Annotated in this window: 13 protein-coding genes; 9 read left to right on the top strand and 4 right to left on the bottom strand. The window is 44.3% G+C overall.

Going from position 1 to position 15323, the window contains the following annotated elements; translation table 11 throughout:
- Positions 1 to 448, top strand: a 448-nt coding sequence (locus tag Q7U10_10320; protein ID MDO8282996.1) for a CFI-box-CTERM domain-containing protein, incomplete at its 5' end; no start/stop codon positions are given.
- A gap of 101 nt (positions 449 to 549) precedes the next feature.
- Here Q7U10_10320 and Q7U10_10315 read toward each other — a convergent pair.
- The gene (locus Q7U10_10315; protein ID MDO8282995.1) at positions 550 to 2520 is read right to left on the bottom strand and encodes an adenylate/guanylate cyclase domain-containing protein; all 1971 of its coding nucleotides are present in this window, start codon (positions 2518 to 2520) and stop codon (positions 550 to 552) included.
- A gap of 175 nt (positions 2521 to 2695) precedes the next feature.
- Here Q7U10_10315 and Q7U10_10310 point away from each other — a divergent pair, with 175 nt between their 5' ends.
- Genes Q7U10_10310 through Q7U10_10285 form a run of 6 tightly spaced genes read left to right on the top strand, consistent with a single transcriptional unit; the run spans position 2696 to position 11067 of the window.
- Positions 2696 to 4003: a porin family protein gene (locus Q7U10_10310; protein ID MDO8282994.1), complete on the top strand. Its 1308-nt coding sequence runs from the start codon at positions 2696 to 2698 to the stop codon at positions 4001 to 4003.
- Positions 4000 to 4785 (top strand): FecR family protein, encoded by a 786-nt coding sequence (locus tag Q7U10_10305; GenBank protein MDO8282993.1) that lies wholly within the window; start codon positions 4000 to 4002, stop codon positions 4783 to 4785. Before Q7U10_10310 ends, Q7U10_10305 begins: the two co-directional genes overlap by 4 nt.
- Positions 4782 to 6803 carry a hypothetical protein gene (locus Q7U10_10300; GenBank protein MDO8282992.1) on the top strand — a complete coding sequence of 674 codons (2022 nt, stop codon included), beginning with the start codon at positions 4782 to 4784 and terminating at the stop codon, positions 6801 to 6803. Before Q7U10_10305 ends, Q7U10_10300 begins: the two co-directional genes overlap by 4 nt.
- Positions 6804 to 6852: 49 nt before the next feature.
- Positions 6853 to 7551: a hypothetical protein gene (locus Q7U10_10295; protein MDO8282991.1), complete on the top strand. Its 699-nt coding sequence runs from the start codon at positions 6853 to 6855 to the stop codon at positions 7549 to 7551.
- Between the two features lie 32 nt (positions 7552 to 7583).
- Complete coding sequence (locus Q7U10_10290) at positions 7584 to 9038, top strand: hypothetical protein (protein MDO8282990.1); 1455 nt, start codon at positions 7584 to 7586, stop codon at positions 9036 to 9038.
- Positions 9039 to 9045: 7 nt separating this feature from the next.
- Complete coding sequence (locus Q7U10_10285) at positions 9046 to 11067, top strand: adenylate/guanylate cyclase domain-containing protein (GenBank protein MDO8282989.1); 2022 nt, start codon at positions 9046 to 9048, stop codon at positions 11065 to 11067.
- Between the two features lie 21 nt (positions 11068 to 11088).
- On the opposite strand, the gene Q7U10_10280 is transcribed toward Q7U10_10285, so the two are convergent.
- On the bottom strand, positions 11089 to 11856 hold the full coding sequence (locus Q7U10_10280) for a 3',5'-cyclic-nucleotide phosphodiesterase (protein ID MDO8282988.1): 768 nt from the start codon (positions 11854 to 11856) through the stop codon (positions 11089 to 11091).
- A 165-nt stretch (positions 11857 to 12021) separates the two neighbouring features.
- Between Q7U10_10280 and Q7U10_10275 the strand changes: the two genes are divergently transcribed.
- The gene (locus Q7U10_10275; protein ID MDO8282987.1) at positions 12022 to 12699 is read left to right on the top strand and encodes a Crp/Fnr family transcriptional regulator; all 678 of its coding nucleotides are present in this window, start codon (positions 12022 to 12024) and stop codon (positions 12697 to 12699) included.
- 100 nt (positions 12700 to 12799) lie between these two features.
- Positions 12800 to 13789 carry a guanylate cyclase gene (locus tag Q7U10_10270; GenBank protein MDO8282986.1) on the top strand — a complete coding sequence of 330 codons (990 nt, stop codon included), beginning with the start codon at positions 12800 to 12802 and terminating at the stop codon, positions 13787 to 13789.
- Positions 13790 to 13796: 7 nt separating this feature from the next.
- Here Q7U10_10270 and Q7U10_10265 read toward each other — a convergent pair whose 3' ends face one another.
- The gene (locus Q7U10_10265) at positions 13797 to 14306 is read right to left on the bottom strand and encodes an NYN domain-containing protein (GenBank protein MDO8282985.1); all 510 of its coding nucleotides are present in this window, start codon (positions 14304 to 14306) and stop codon (positions 13797 to 13799) included.
- Between the two features lie 95 nt (positions 14307 to 14401).
- The gene (locus tag Q7U10_10260) at positions 14402 to 15223 is read right to left on the bottom strand and encodes a hypothetical protein (protein MDO8282984.1); all 822 of its coding nucleotides are present in this window, start codon (positions 15221 to 15223) and stop codon (positions 14402 to 14404) included.
- Between the last annotated feature and the right edge of the window lie 100 nt (positions 15224 to 15323).

The raw sequence follows: 15323 nt of genomic DNA, 5'->3' as shown, positions 1-15323 counted from the left end.
AACTGAGAACCCTGACCCTTTAAACCCCATCTATTATATTGATTTCACAGTTCAGGTAAATAGCGGTGAAGTGGATTGCGGCACAGCTACATACAGATACACAGACCCTGATGCTGTAATATCATCAGGCGGAGAAGGCGGCGGCGGTGGTGGATGCTTTATAGCTACAGCCGCGTACGGCAGTTACCTGCATCCTGATGTGAATGTTCTTAAGAGGTTCAGGGATAGATATCTACTAACAAATAAATTAGGTTCACTGTTTGTAAGGACATACTACAGGCTCTCTCCACCGGCTGCTGACTATATTGCAAAGCATGATGGGCTGAGGACAGCCACCAGGATAGTTTTAACGCCTGTGGTATACGCTCTTAAATATCCTTCGGCAGCCGTCATATTCTTCGGCTCAGTTATTGTTTTCGTTGGATACAGGACAAGAAAAAAGCTGTAAATCAATATAGATTGAAATGATTTCGGACAAGCTGGAATGACAAACAAAAAAGGCTCCCGATTTTGATCCAGGGAGCCTTTTTTGTTTCAGTTCATTTAAGGTTATTTCTCCGTCAACTTGACCGCTTCATCTTTTTCGCATTCGGTTACCGTTGAGTCGCAGCCATGCTCAAGAGAGTGTATCTCATATACAGCAACAGGCTTCTCCTTGCCTTTTACTATTACTTTCTCTTTTCCTTCAACTGAGACGTGAGCGATTGCGCCTGACTTTATAAGATTCCTGATACTCTCAAGAGTGAATTCAGTTATCAGGATATGGGCGTCATATTTTCTTGTCAGGGATTCCACCCTTGAGCCGAGGTTCACATGGTCTCCGATGACTGTATAGTCCATCTTCATACCTTCAGCGCCTATATTGCCGACGATCACTTTCCCGGTATTTATTCCAATCCCGATGTCCAGCCCTGCCTTTCCTTCAGCAGCCCATTTTATCTGGAGCTCGCCGAGCCTCTTCATCATCTCAAGTGCGCATCTTATGGCAAGCTCCGCGTGGTTATCCTGCCTGACGGGCGCGCCCCAGAAGCAGAGTATCGCGTCGCCTATGAACTTATCAAGCACTCCTTTCCATTTAAGGACTATCTTTGTCATCTCTCCGAGGTATTCATTAAGTATCGCGACAACCTCTTCAGGCGAATGTTTTTCCGAAAATGTCGTGAATCCCCTGATGTCTGAAAAGAGTATTGTCACCTCTCTGTTCTCGCCTCCAAGCTTTGCCAGTTCAGGATTGTGTATCAGTTCATTGACCAGGCTTTCCGTTACATAACTTGAGAACATCGCCCTTATCTTCTTTGCGAACCTCTCCTCAATATAGTAGTTGTATAATGTCGCGTTTACAAAGGTAAGAATAATGTTAAGCGCGGGGTAAGTCACATTGACCCAAAGGCCGTACTTTGCGAACATATAATATGCTGCCCAGGAGATAAAAAGGAGTGAAGCGGCTGTGAGGACCGAGGCGCCGGCTGCCTTAAGCCTTGTGAATATGAGGGAGAATAAAAATCCTGTCGATAAAAGTATCGCAAGATTCACATATGACGGGATAGTCTTAAGATGTTTCCCATCTATTAAAGATGCTATTACGCTTGCGTGTTTCTCAATCCCGGGCATTGCGGCAGAGATCGGTGTTACTCTCAGATCGTAAATGCCGACCGCTGTGGCGCCGATAAGTATTATCTTGCCCCGGAGCTCTTCGGGTTTAATATTCCCCTCAAGAATATCTGAAATGGAAATATGGGTGAAGGTCATGTTGGGCCCGTAATAATTTATCAGGGTCCGGCCGTATTCATCCGTAGGTATATACCTCTTATTCCCCAGCTGTATGCCGCTGGTCGCATTTACAGTTATCTTATCGTTGGGAATTCCGAGATATGATGCAGCGGCCTGCAGCGTTGCCGAAGGATATAGTTTGCCCCTGTAACCGATAAGCAGAGATTCCCATCTCAGAGTGCCGTCTATGTCAGGGAACATATTGATATGGCCGAGTGTCATCACGGAGCTTATTAATTCAGGCACAGGGATGAGAACGCCGTTTGCAATGATTGGGGGATAATCCCTAAAGAGCTTCTCATTAGTTACGGATGCCAATGCCGTATTGTTCAGGTATTCGTTATCCGGCCGGCCTACCTTACCTTCAAAATCAAAGACGATCGGGAGAATTACATTGCCTGCGTCCCATATCGCGTCGCCGAGCAGCTTGTCATTATTCTCCTCTTCACTGAGGATAATATCAAAGACAATGATGCCTGCATGAACCTCTTCAAGCTTTCTGACAAGCTGGGCCAGCCTGTCTCTGTCCCAGGGCCACCGTCCAAGGCGCTCAATGCTTTTTTCGTCAATGGCAGCTATGACGATACTGTCAGGGGGGTCTATCTTCCCTCTTATCTTGAAACGGTAGTCGAGAAGCTTTGCCTCAAGCGTTATAAAAGGAGAGAGTTCAAGGAACATCAGGAGGGTAGTGATTAGGGTAATGAAGACCCCGATAAGCAGGCTCAGTCTTTTCTTGTCTGATTGTTTCATGGTAGTTATTATGCTGCATATTATATCACTTGGTATTTAATATAAAAACCGGGAATAACAGTTCTCCTGAACTTATTTAATCTTGAAAAAAGGCATCTCTATTTTGCTTGACAGATCGCAATATTTTGCTTGACATAATTTTTAATTAGTTGTATTGTTTTGAAAATTGGTGAATATGGAAAAGAGACATTTTATTAAATTATTCATTTTATTGATGTTTCTCCTGACCGCGGCACCTTGCATACATGCAACAGTTCTGCATGAGGTTCAGATAGCGCAAGGCATCCAGAAGATGAGTTTGGGGGAGACAAAAGAGGCTCTTGAGTTGTTCAGGCAGGCGCTTGAGGCTTCTCCCGGCAACACTGAAGCTACATATTATTCAGGCGTGGCATATTCGAGGCTCGGAGAGTTTGAAAAAGCTGAGGTTGTATTCAAGGGGATTCTGGAGAAGGATAAGAATTTCATTGATGCATATCTTGAGCTCGGCCGAATCTATTATATAACCGCGAAATGTGACGAGGCTGAGAGCAATCTTAAAAAGTATGTCTCGATGTCTGATGATGCAGAGCTCAGTAAATACGCGTCAGACATGATGCAGGCATGCAGGGCGGAAGAGGGCGAAGGCAAGGCCAAAAAGGACTATTACCTAAACCTCTCTCTCGGCAGTCAATATGACGATAACGTCATTGTTGAGCCCTCAAATCCTGTCAACCCGTCAGACAGAAAGACAGACTACAGGGCGCTCCTGTATCTTACTGCCGGAAAGCACCTGTTTAAGAAAGGCATTGTCAGGATAAAAGGGGATTATTCTTTTTATCTGAGCCAGCATCAGCACATGAGCGGGTTCAATGTTAATTCGCAAAGGATAGGCCCCACAGTTGAGTTAGGTTTTTCAGAAACCATACGGCCTTCTGCCGGATATACATTTGTATATACGTATGTCGGAGGAAACCTTTACAGTATCAATCATGAGTTTTCCGGCAGGGTAAAGGTGATTGAGGATAAGAAGTCTTCAACTGAAGTGACCTATGAATACAGCACTCTTAAATATTTTGACTCCGACCTCTTTCAGGCAGCTTCAGTAAGGAATGGTAATAAGCACAGCGCCGGAATCAGGCAGAACTATTCAGACACGTTTAATGCTGATCTTTATTTTTATTATGACTCTGAAAATTCAGATACCGCATACTGGAGCTATCAGGAGTTCAGGCTCGGCGGAGACATATCGTCAGAGATATTGTCATCTTTATACGGGAAACTGTCAGCTGAATACGGAGAAAGGGAATATGACAGCATGTCGCCCGGCGCCTCCGAGATACGCCTTGACGAGGTGCAGAAGTATTCGGGCAGCTTGACTTATGTCATAAATAAGACCTTCAGCCTTCTGCTGAACGAGTCATACACAGTAAATGATTCAAACCTGGATAACTATAATTACAGGAGGAATATCGTGGGCTTATTCCTGACGGCAGGTATATTATGAGAAAGATCGTTTTTACTATTTCTCTTTTTCTGATCTGTTCGGCTGTTTTTCCAGTAAGCTCCTATGCTGACAATGAGGCAGGGAAGATCCTGGCCGTAAAGAAAGATGTTTATATCATGAGATATGATTCGCAGAGCGATGCCAAACCCCAGATGACGATTCTTGCGGATGATGTGGTTGTGACCGGCGAGCATTCAAGGGCAAAGATCTTCTTTAATGATGACAGCATACTTAGTCTCGGCGAGATGAGCAGGCTTGAGGTGAAGGAGTATATTTATAATTCCGAAAAGGACAGGTCAAAATCGGTATATAGTCTTGTTGAAGGATCGTTAAGGGTCATTGTCGGCAGGTCAGATCTTGAGATACATACCCCTACGGCAGTGGTTGCGGCAAGAGGAACGATGTTCATTGTCTGGATCGATAACGGGACACATGCCCTGGTATTTGACGGCACTGTCACAATGAATGACCTTATAACAGGCCTTAATGGGTTTAATATAAATCCAGGTGAAGTTGGCAGTTTATCCGGAGATGAACCAGGGGTTGTTCGGCTTGCGACGCCTGAAGAGATAGCTCAGTTTGAAGACGTTACAGATGTCATAGGCGAGATCATGGATAATCAGAATGATATTCCTGATGATGTTGTTACTTTTGAGGATATTATTTATGAAGGCGATGGTGATTATAAGCCTGAGGATGGTCCTCCTATAGATCCTCCTTTTGATGCTGTACCAACCACGCCTGTGACAATTGATGTAGTATTCGAGGAGATACCTCAGTGATTATCTCTAAATTGAAATATATTTTTATCAGGCCTGACTACCGGACAGGCAGGATTGCCGCACCCGCTTTCTTAATCGTATTATCTCTTCTTTTTTCCTTAATTGTCTCCTGCTCGGGAGGCGGGGGCGGGTCTGCAAGTTCAGACAGCACTTCCGTTACCATTAATCTCGGCCAGCGCGAAAGGATTGCAGGCGCCTTATCTCTTCAGGTGATACCCGATTCGGTTGTGTCTGTTGTGATAAGGGTCACAGGCCCGTCCATGAGCCCGATAGTGCGTACCATAAATATTTATGATTTTACCGGGTTGCAGGAGCTTATTCAGGTTCCAAGCGGCGCGGACAGGCTTTTTGAAGTGATAGCGCATGACGAGTCCGACGGCAACGGCATCCTCCTCTTTAAGGGCCAGGCCGAGGCCGATCTTGCCGGTACTCCTGTTTCACTTACGGTTATCATGCAGTCAACGGATTACAATAATATGTTAGTCAATGGTTTAAATGCTTTTGAAGCTGGAGATATTTTATCCGCAAGGGATTTTTTAAAGGAAGCTGTACTCTTATACGGGAACTCAACCACTAACGATGCTGATGAAGCCAGGTTCTTTTACGCTTTGACAAGGGTCTTTGCGCTTGGCTTCGAAATCTCATCTGATGGAAACGTTTCCAATGGCATTAATACTGCGGGTGAGATAGCCGACCTCTTTGACTGTATTGTCTCAGGCGTGTCCCCGATAGATCCCCTTTTCGACGTCGTATGCCCTCAATTGATGCCTGCGAATTCACCGACCGTAGGCCAGCTTCAAGATTATTTATATGATGTAGTTCGTCCTGAACTTATTGGCGCGATAGATGGTTTCAATCAGATATCCGAGACATTTAATGTGCTGTGGTTAGAACCTCAGAAACCTGACAGCACACCTATAGAGAGCGACTACGGCGATGTCCTTGCTCTCAGGGCTGCTGCCAAGAGCATGCTCTCGCTCATCCTGACACAGCAAGCTTATGATCTTGATATAGATATTGATGCCACTTTCCCCAAAATCGAAGTTGGCGGTGATGGTGACGGGATATGTGAAACCGGCGAAACTTGTTCTATTTCTATTTCTACCACGAAACAGCAGTTTCTGGCTGATAATCCGGGATTTTTGTCATTGACAGACTCTGCACATCTTGTGACTGCAAAGAGCTATCTGACCAGCAGCGCACTGGATGATTCTGTGGCTGCTATCGAATGGATACAACTTGAGGGTGATGACCAGAGCGATGACTTTATCAATATCGATGTAGGGCCCAACCCGTGGCAGATTAGCCAGCTTGAGATAGATGAGGCAAAGGCAGATATAGCGGCAGCAAAGACATGCCTCAACGGCTCTTGCACCCTTGATGACAATCAGACTCCCGGCGTTCCTACTGATGATACTATAATGGATTTCAGCAGATTTTATGCCGGAGCAGTTAATTTCAGAAGCCTGCTGCCGTCATTCTCAGGAGATGAAGCACAGGGCTTTCTGCCTGACCCGAGTTTTGGAGGGGTGCTTATCCAGTCAGAAGGGTATTTGCCTTCAGTTATCAATGAAGACCTGAACTCTAACAGCTTAGCAGATATCTTTGAGGATGATCTTTATTATGTCTATGGCGGTAATGTGCTGCCTGCAGATCCTTATTCATGGGATTTCCGTAAAGATCCTGAGGCATATGATTATACACGTCTTGGTGTTGCCAACTCATCTGACGGAGTCAGGAATTTTACAGGACTATATGGGTACTATCTTATTCAGAACTTCAGGTATCGCGGTTTTATGAATGATAATTATGACGTGAAGGTGGATGCGATTCAGTTTTTCAGAAGTGAATTAGACCAAGGCTATTGCTGTCCGCAGACATGGAGCAGCACTCCTTTCCCGTCTCTTTTTATGGGAAGCCCTGACGGTGCGGTATTCGATATGAATTCTCATGATTTCATATTGATGCAGGCGCCTGCTACGAGCGCTGATAATATCACAGTTTACACATCACCTTAAGTCAGGAGCATAGTTCGTACTGCCTGGCAATTTTACTCATAAGATAAATATGCCCCTTTCCCGCATTGCAAAGATTTCCATATTGACCTCAGTGGCTGTTGCGTTTTTTCTTATCATCTCATGGTATTTTTTAATAAATGACCGGAAACAGGCTATTTTAGAAAAAGATGCTGCCGCAGTTCAGGCCGGATCTAATAACCCGCACAGAATGAAAGGGCTTTCCTACAGTTCTTTTGATGATAAGAACAACCTCCTTGCCAATCTGGAGGCTGATGAATTCAGGATCGGCCAGAGGCGATTCTGGATGTTCAATATCAGGCCCTTGAAAGAGGCAACAATAGATAACGCAAGGTTCAAGTTGTATCTTGATAAAAACAGTTCATCGAGATCAGATATCTTTTCGTTTACTGAAAAGTTTTTATCATTGGACAATGGCGGTAAGGCAACAGGTGGAAGCGGGCTGATCTCCAGGGGAGTGATCAATGGCCTGAGTTTTGATGTCTTCAGGGGAGATACGGAGTTGATCAGGGTAAAGGCTGAAAAAGCATACATTGATTTCCGTAAAAAAAGGATGAAACTTATCAGCGCCAGCATTGATGATGTGGAGAATAAAAAGATCATAAAGAGCGGCCTTGTTTTCTGGAACGACAAGGATAAGTCATTTGATGTTCCTGGTGAATATTCCGCAACTGCAGGCAGTAAGGTTTCTGCCGGAAAGAGGCTGACAATAAGGCTTGATCAACTATAAAAACAGCTGTTTTGTGCTAAAATAACTTTCAAATGAGCAACGGGATCACACTCCATATACTCGGTGACTTCGGCCCTTTCTCAAGGATCGGCAAGAGCATAGGCTATCAGGTCGAAGTCGGCAGCTCCAACTATCTTGTCGACTGCGGCGCCCCGCTATTTCAGCAGATCGGCGGACACGGGCTCCAGAAGATAAAAGGCCTCTTTATAACTCATGCCCATGAGGATCACAAGAGGTGGTTCACTGACCTGGCGCTCTTCAATATGTATGCCCGCGATATAGAAGGGAAGGTCTCTTTCTTCACGAGTGAGGACATTCATGAGGATGTTATGAATTCATCCAGGTCTGCGCTTGACAGGAGCCTTTCGGTAGATTCAAAGAGGATAGTGGACATTCCATACGAGGATTATGTTGACTTCAGGATAATCGGCCCAAGGGCAAGATACAGAATAGTTTCTGTTGAGGACAGGCCGGGCAGCTCAAGGCTTGCGGTTTTAGACAGTAAAGGTTCGGAAGCCGGACACGGAATTGCCAAGATAGTTGTCAATCCCGCAACAAAGAGGCCCCGCATGCTCTTTAAAGACCCTGCTTCTGGTGAATGGATAGAGCCTGAGAGTTACTATCCTTTTTCATCTAATATCTTTTATGAAGAGGATAAGAACATATACAGAGACCCGGAAGGTTTCTTCATAGAGGCGATAAAGGCTCCTGTATGGCATGGCGTGCCTGCTATAGGCATTAAGATCTCCACAGGTGCTGATACGCTTATCTTCAGCTCTGACACGGTCAATAACCGGGGAATATGGGAGGAGCTTTATAAGGAGAAGATAGTGCAGAACCTCAGGATGTCCAGAGAGGAGTTTGAGGCTGCATCAATAATCGAGGGTGACATAAATGACTATATTGAGCGTATGTGGAGCGAGGAAAGGTTCCATGAAGCATTGAGCTCTTTTAATTGCGGGGTAGTTGTTCATGATATAACCATCGGCGCAGGAGCTGTTCATACGGAATACCATAAGCTTGATAAGGCTTTCATTGATAAGGAGAAGACCATCCTGACCCACAGCCCTGACAGGATAACATCTGAATGGGTGCTCAGCAATGCCGATAAGTACTTCATGATAAAAGGTGAATCATTTCATGAGATAGTCGGCAATGATCTGAAAGAAATGAATGCTGATATCTATCATAAAGAGGCAGGCAAATATTATGTCGGCTACAAAAATAATACAGGCAGGTTCACTGTTTATGACAATAAAGGCATTCTTCGTATCTCAGCAAATGAGGAGGCAGAGTTAGGCACGCCTATTTATAAAGTTGATATGTATGAAGACATATCCGGTAAATACTATCCCATGCTTGACAATGTTAATAATAGGTATTGGGAAGGAACAGACGGCAGGGTTGAGATGATCAGCCTTACTGAAGACGGAAGCACAGGAAAACTTGTCCAGGATCATAGAGACAGACTGTCTGAAAAGGGATAGGGTATCATTGTCTGCGATATCCCATGAATCCAGGTTCCCCTCGATAAATAATAAAGGTTTTGTAAAGCCTACTGTCGCAGTCCCTCTTCTTATCACACTCTTTTTTGTTCTGCTCACATACGGAAATCCCTCATTTATAGATGAGGGGTTTGAGACCCTATTCGTTGACTTCAGGTTTAAGCTCGGCAATATCATATCCCCGCCTGCCCCGCCTTCTAACGTTATCATCGTGACGATAGATGAGAAGAGCCTTATGAAGTACGGGAGATGGCCGTGGCCGAGGCAGTTGCAGGCACAACTCATAGAGAAGGTCTTTGAAGACAATCCGCTGGCGGTAGCAGTCGATATATTTTATCCGGAATCTGAATCGTTAGAGGCTGACAGCATACTGGCTGAAACCATTGAAAGACATCGGGACAAGCTGGTTATGGCGCTTGGCTTTGAGGGTGAGAAGGGCAAGTCTTTTACCGGAGAGATGCCTGACATACTTTATGACCATGCGTTATTGAATCTCAAGAACATTCAGTATTTCAAAGCCCTTGAGATATACAGGGTGCTCTTGCCTCCTGAACCTATCGCTTCAGCCTCGAGGTTCGGGCACGTATACGCTCTTCCCGACATGGATGGCAAGCTTAGATGGGAGAACCTCTATGTAAAATTTGGTGAGGAATATTTCCCTTCACTTTCCCTTAATACCGCTTTTACCGCTTTGAATATACAGCCGCAGGATGTGAAGATAATAGGGGGGATCAGGGTCGAGGCTGGGAATATCTTTATCCCCACCGACCTTTATGGAAGGCTGCATATCAAGTATTACGGCAGGGAGGGCACCATCAAACATAAATCAGCGGTTGATGTGCTTTCAGGAATGATACCTGCTAATACATTCAGGAACAAGATAGTATTTATAGGCACTACCGCTATTGCGACATATGACACAAAGGTCACGCCGTTTTCAGCCAATTTCCCCGGGGTAGAGAAGAACGCCACCGTTGTAGCAAATATATTAAGAGGCGAATTCATAACCAGGTCGCCGGTATATGCCGATATGCTGATCGTGATAGTTGTAGGCCTTATCACGTTTCTTATAGGACAGAGGAAGATGAACTCGCTGTCGCTTCTCGCCAACTACCTGGTCATTACTTTGCTCTTTGTTTTATTCAATCAAGCACTCTTCACCTATTACGGACTTAGGTTTAATTTCATATATCCGCTTTTGACGCTCTTCAGCGAAGGCACATTTATCGTCAATTACAAGTATTTTGTTGAGGAGAGACAGGCGAGGGATATTAAAAAAATGTTCTCAAGTTATGTTACAGAGAGGGTCATGAATGAATTGATCAAGAGGCCTGAGATGGCGAAACTCGGGGGTGACAGGAGGGATGTGACCATCTTTTTCTCTGACATACGGTCATTCACTACATTCTCGGAGAAGCATCAGCCCGAAGAGGTTGTTTCCATCCTTAACGAATACCTTGGCGCCATGACAGATATTGTATTTAAGTGGGAAGGGACGTTAGATAAGTTTATAGGAGATGCAATAGTCGCATTCTGGGGGGCGCCGCTTCCTCAGGAAAACCATACAGAACTTGCTCTCGGATGCGCACTCGATATGGTGAGGAAACTTAATGAGCTTCAGGAAAAATGGAGATCAGAGGGGAAGGACTCACTTGAGGTAGGGATAGGGATCAACGCCGGCGAGGCGATAGTCGGCAATATCGGGGCAGAGGGCAAGAAGATGGATTATACAGTCATAGGTGATAACGTGAACCTTGCCTCAAGGGTTGAGTCCCTGACAAGAAGATACAATGCCAGTCTGTTATTGACAGAGTATGCTGTCGACAGGATCCGTGACAGCATAGCAAGCGGGAAGATAAGGGGAGTTTCAATTGAAGGGGTGGAGAGGGTAATTGTCAAGGGCAAGGATGAACCTGTCGGGATTTATAAGGTAACATCACTCCAGCCTGATATGATGTCAGTTATTACTGACCCGGAAGAAGGCAATGTTGTTAAGCTGACAGAGAAGTAATTGATATGCAGGGAATGATCTTTATATCGTAATGATCGTCTTGTCGTTGATCACTTCAATATTGAGTTTTTTAAATCTTTTCAGTTCTTTCGTTACCTGATTTATATAAACCGGGTTTATGTGCGTAATGTAGATACTCTCGGGGATCTTTGACATTTTCTTTAGTTCTTCAGCGAGTAAAGATGGGGTGAGGTGCCCTGATATAGAGGCGAGCTTTTTCATCGAGTCAGGAAAGGCAACTTCAATAATGAGAGCCTTTACGTCATGGCCGCTCATCATCTCCCATAATTTATGGGTCGGCCCAGTGTCACCTGTATATACAAGGGACTTACCCTTGGCATCTTCAATAAGATAGCCGTAGGCGGGTACAGGATGATTCACCTTTGCGGTACAGACTTTATAGTCATTTATCTTCATACAGGTTCCTGCTGCTAATTCCTGGAATTTAAGGACCGGGTGCTTCTTGTTTGGAATAACAGTAAAGTCCGGCCATATCCTGTTATTGAAAACATATTTTTTCATATCATTCAGCACATCTTTTCCGCTGATAACAGTTAAGGGAGGTTTATGGCTTCCATTTACCATGTTTTCAACCAGAAAGGGGATGCTGTTTATATGGTCAAGGTGGGAGTGTGTTATAAGAGCATGGCTTATTTTTTGCTGGGCAACAGTATTTAGAACGCAGCTGGATGTGCCTGCGTCAAGAAGCAGAAAATCATCAAGTAAAAAAGCCGGCAGATTGTGCCCCGGCATTCTTGCGCCTGAAGAACCCAATACTTTTATTTTCATATAATAGAAAAAATATCTAAAATAACAGGGTTGAAAAATTAACGAAATTATTATACCACAACGATTTTCAGATATGCATAATTATTTAATAGAAAAGCGAATTTAACATTATTTAAAATCGGTTTCGAACATGCTATAATTCTTTTAGTTTTAAACATGAAAGATATGATCATTAACACTTTAATAAAGAATAAGGTATTCTCTTCCCTCACTGACAAGGAACTCAAGGAGATCAGCGCTTATTTCAATACGCGGGATTTTAATAAAGATGAGACCATCTTCATGGAGGGTGACCCGTCTGACTGGTTCTATATTGTAGCTGAGGGAAGGGTGAAGGTGGTTAAACATTCCCTCAATGGGAAGGACGTTATTCTTGAGATCATATTGCCCGGAGATGTTTTCGGCGGTGTCGCGGTCCTGGACAAGAGGCCTTTTCCCGCATCTGCTGAGGCTATGGAGAATATAAAGGTTATACGGATAAGCCGTAAAGACCTATTTGCCGTCATGGAAGCCTATCCGTCCTTAAACCTAACAATTGTAAATTACTTCAGCGGCAGGCTCAGGAACGCGTATGATACTCTCAGAGATATTGCAACTGAACGGGTGGAGATCAGGATCGCATCGCTCCTGCTGAAATTATCAGAAAAGACAGGAACAGAGGAGAATGGTTTTAAAAAGATAGGCTTCCCTCTCACCAGGCAGGAGATGGCAGAGATGGTCGGCACTACTGTTGAAACGGCTATCAGGACGATGAGCAAGTTTCAGAAAGAGGGCATGATCAAGTCTGCCGGCGGCAGGGTTTGGGTAGATCCCGCTGCTGTCAGGACATTTCTGGATACTTAAGTTGTGATCGTTTATTTTCGGCCAGCATGCTTGATTTTGAGAATATTTCAGGTTTTATTTATAATATTTACTTTACAGAAGTTAGGGGTTGATAGGTACCATGGAAGAAAACATAATGGATATTGAACGCCACAAGAAAACAGCTTCGGTTTATATATGGCTGAGTATATGCGCTTTTACTTGCATACTTGTTTTTCTTCTGCCCCTGACCCTGCCTCTTTTGGAAAATGTCCTGCCTTATAACCTTTTTTATTCATTGATAGGATTTGACAAGTCTTTATCAACAATATTAATTAACAACATGCCTTTCAATATGAGCATGAATATTTTTCTGTCAGCGATAATCGCATTCTTCACGATCCTTTTACTATTTTTTAATCATCAAAGGAAATATTATAATGATCTCGCTGTCAGTTCAGGTGTCAGGATGGATTACGAAGCATTAAAAGTTAAGACTCATCTTTCCGACAGCTCAAAGGTGCTCACTCCGCTGAAAGAGAAGCTTGAAGCAGGCACAGGCAAAGGAGACAGGGATGAACTGATAAAGATCTTTGCCGAGACAAAGAAGAAACTTGATAATATGGGACAGGATCTCGCCTTTCTCTCAATAGATATAATGAATTCAACAGGCATGAAGCAGGGCGAGGAGAAGGCGGCGATAGAACATGATTTCAAAGAGTATAAGCTGATGGCCGATAAAATAATATCCAGGCACAAGGCGCTTAAATCAGCATGGACACCCGATGGTGTCATGATATGTTTCTCTGATGTAGAGGATGCATTAAATGCCGGCAAGGAGATTATCAGGTCTTTAGATAATTTCAACAGGAATGTAAAGGCGATAAAACAGGATTTCAGGGTGCGCTGCGGAGTTAACTCCGGTTTTGTCTACTGTGATGAATCAATGCCTATGGAAGCGATGAGCGACCGTGTGATCGATATAGCAGGCCACATGCAGAAGTACGCTCAGGCAAACAGCATATTTGTTTCGAAATCGATCGTCGGCTCACTGCAGGACCGTTCCGGGTTTGAACCTGCCGGCAGAGAGGTGGATGGACTTGATGCCGCTGTCTGGAAAGATACAGCTTGATCTGCAATCAAAGTTTATTCAGCGCCAGTGATCTTCTCTTATCATTTTTCGATAGTTTTTTTGGATTGCCTTTAAGTCCGGCAGGGGATCGGTAATCTTCTTCATCGTCATTGTCCTCATATCTTTCTGACTCATAATCTTCTGACGCAAGCGCATGATCAAGCTTCCTCTCAAACTCATCTGATGATATGGCTGCCATATCATTTCTTAAAGCAGCATCAGATATCTCCCTGTCAGAGCTGATGACGATACAGTCTTTCTTTTCGCCTGCGAGCATTTTTATGATAACCTCATCGGCTTTTTCAGCAACCCTTGAATAAATGACTGTTACATTTCCGGTCTTTGTACTTGACCCTGCTGAATCTTCTCTCTTCCAGGCATCAAATACAATAGTGATATCATGCCCCTTAAGCGCAGAGTATCTTGAGAGCCTTGCAATGATCTCCTTGCGTGCCTCTTCAAGGTCATTATGCCCGAGTCCGATCAGATTGTAGCCGTCAATCAGCAGGTATGCCATTAAAGTATTATATCAGAGGATGACTGTAACTTCTTGAAAGCAAGGGAATTTGAGGGTAGAAGATGGTGTAATGGCAGTGCTTCTGATAAGTGCTGCTATTCTTTATTATTAAAAAAGAGATCCAGCACATGTCGTGCATTTCTTGAATTGAGCATCAGAGCGCCGTGCCCTTCATTCGGGTCTTCAATGCGCTCAATGACTGTTGCGCCCTGCTCCTGCAGCCATATGGCTGTTCTTTTCATTCCTGGAATGCCGTCACGGTCTGGATTTTTATCGCGCGCGCCGGCTACAGTTATCCATCGAGTGTTTCGTAACGGATGGTCACCGAATGCACCCTCAACGATTGAGCGCGTTGGAGGGTAATCGAGGTTGACACCGCCGGAGCTGGCGACAATAAGTGAAAAGTAGTGCTTGCCTTGGCCTGCGTCAAGAGCTGCGATGGCATATGAATTGGCTGAGCCGCGGCTGAAACCATGCAGCATTACAGTACCGGGCTTCACACCAATCTTCTGAAGCGCTATATCAATTTCACTGTATACCTGCATCGGTTTATAGTAGGATTTATTATTGTCGTCTGCGCCTATCCACCACTGCACGCTTATCAATCCTATATCTCGGTCTTTAATATTCTGATACCAGATCGCGAGGTCATCCGTGGCAAAACCATTACTGCCATGCAATGAAACTATCCAGTGCTCAGGAACTTTCTTGTTAGCCACTTTCCACACCACGATAAAACTCCTGCCGTCTGATGTAGGCATTATCTCAGGGTTTAATTTTACAGAGTCTGCAAACCTTCGCCCGCCTTGAGCCCTTTTGTACACCTCTGCGGCATTGCCTGTCAGCTGACCAATATCTGCAGAGAAAGATTGAGAGGATAGAATAAGAACAAAAATAATTGCGGAGATAATCTTCATTGGTATTCGGCAGATTAAAGTTATCAGGTCATACTTGAAGTAGTCCCTGCTGTCACCGAAGTATTTTAGCTGTACCATTTAAATGTTTATAGTCAAAGCT

The sequence above is a fragment of the Thermodesulfovibrionia bacterium genome, from assembly GCA_030646035.1.
Classification (GTDB): Bacteria; Nitrospirota; Thermodesulfovibrionia; order UBA6902; family UBA6902; genus JACQZG01.
The sequence above is the reverse complement of the archived record's forward strand: the minus strand, read 5'-3'. Positions and strand labels throughout refer to the sequence as shown.

What these genes read in the sequence shown, in the direction of transcription:
- Q7U10_10315 (MDO8282995.1), bottom strand. Translation starts at nt 2,520, where the DNA reads ATGAAACAATCAGACAAGAAAAGACTGAGCCTGCTTATCGGGGTCTTC.
- Q7U10_10310 (MDO8282994.1), top strand. Translation starts at nt 2,696, where the DNA reads ATGGAAAAGAGACATTTTATTAAATTATTCATTTTATTGATGTTTCTC.
- Q7U10_10305 (MDO8282993.1), top strand. Translation starts at nt 4,000, where the DNA reads ATGAGAAAGATCGTTTTTACTATTTCTCTTTTTCTGATCTGTTCGGCT.
- Q7U10_10295 (MDO8282991.1), top strand. Translation starts at nt 6,853, where the DNA reads ATGCCCCTTTCCCGCATTGCAAAGATTTCCATATTGACCTCAGTGGCT.
- Q7U10_10290 (MDO8282990.1), top strand. Translation starts at nt 7,584, where the DNA reads ATGAGCAACGGGATCACACTCCATATACTCGGTGACTTCGGCCCTTTC.
- Q7U10_10280 (MDO8282988.1), bottom strand. Translation starts at nt 11,856, where the DNA reads ATGAAAATAAAAGTATTGGGTTCTTCAGGCGCAAGAATGCCGGGGCAC.
- Q7U10_10275 (MDO8282987.1), top strand. Translation starts at nt 12,022, where the DNA reads ATGATCATTAACACTTTAATAAAGAATAAGGTATTCTCTTCCCTCACT.
- Q7U10_10270 (MDO8282986.1), top strand. Translation starts at nt 12,800, where the DNA reads ATGGAAGAAAACATAATGGATATTGAACGCCACAAGAAAACAGCTTCG.
- Q7U10_10265 (MDO8282985.1), bottom strand. Translation starts at nt 14,306, where the DNA reads ATGGCATACCTGCTGATTGACGGCTACAATCTGATCGGACTCGGGCAT.
- Q7U10_10260 (MDO8282984.1), bottom strand. Translation starts at nt 15,223, where the DNA reads ATGAAGATTATCTCCGCAATTATTTTTGTTCTTATTCTATCCTCTCAA.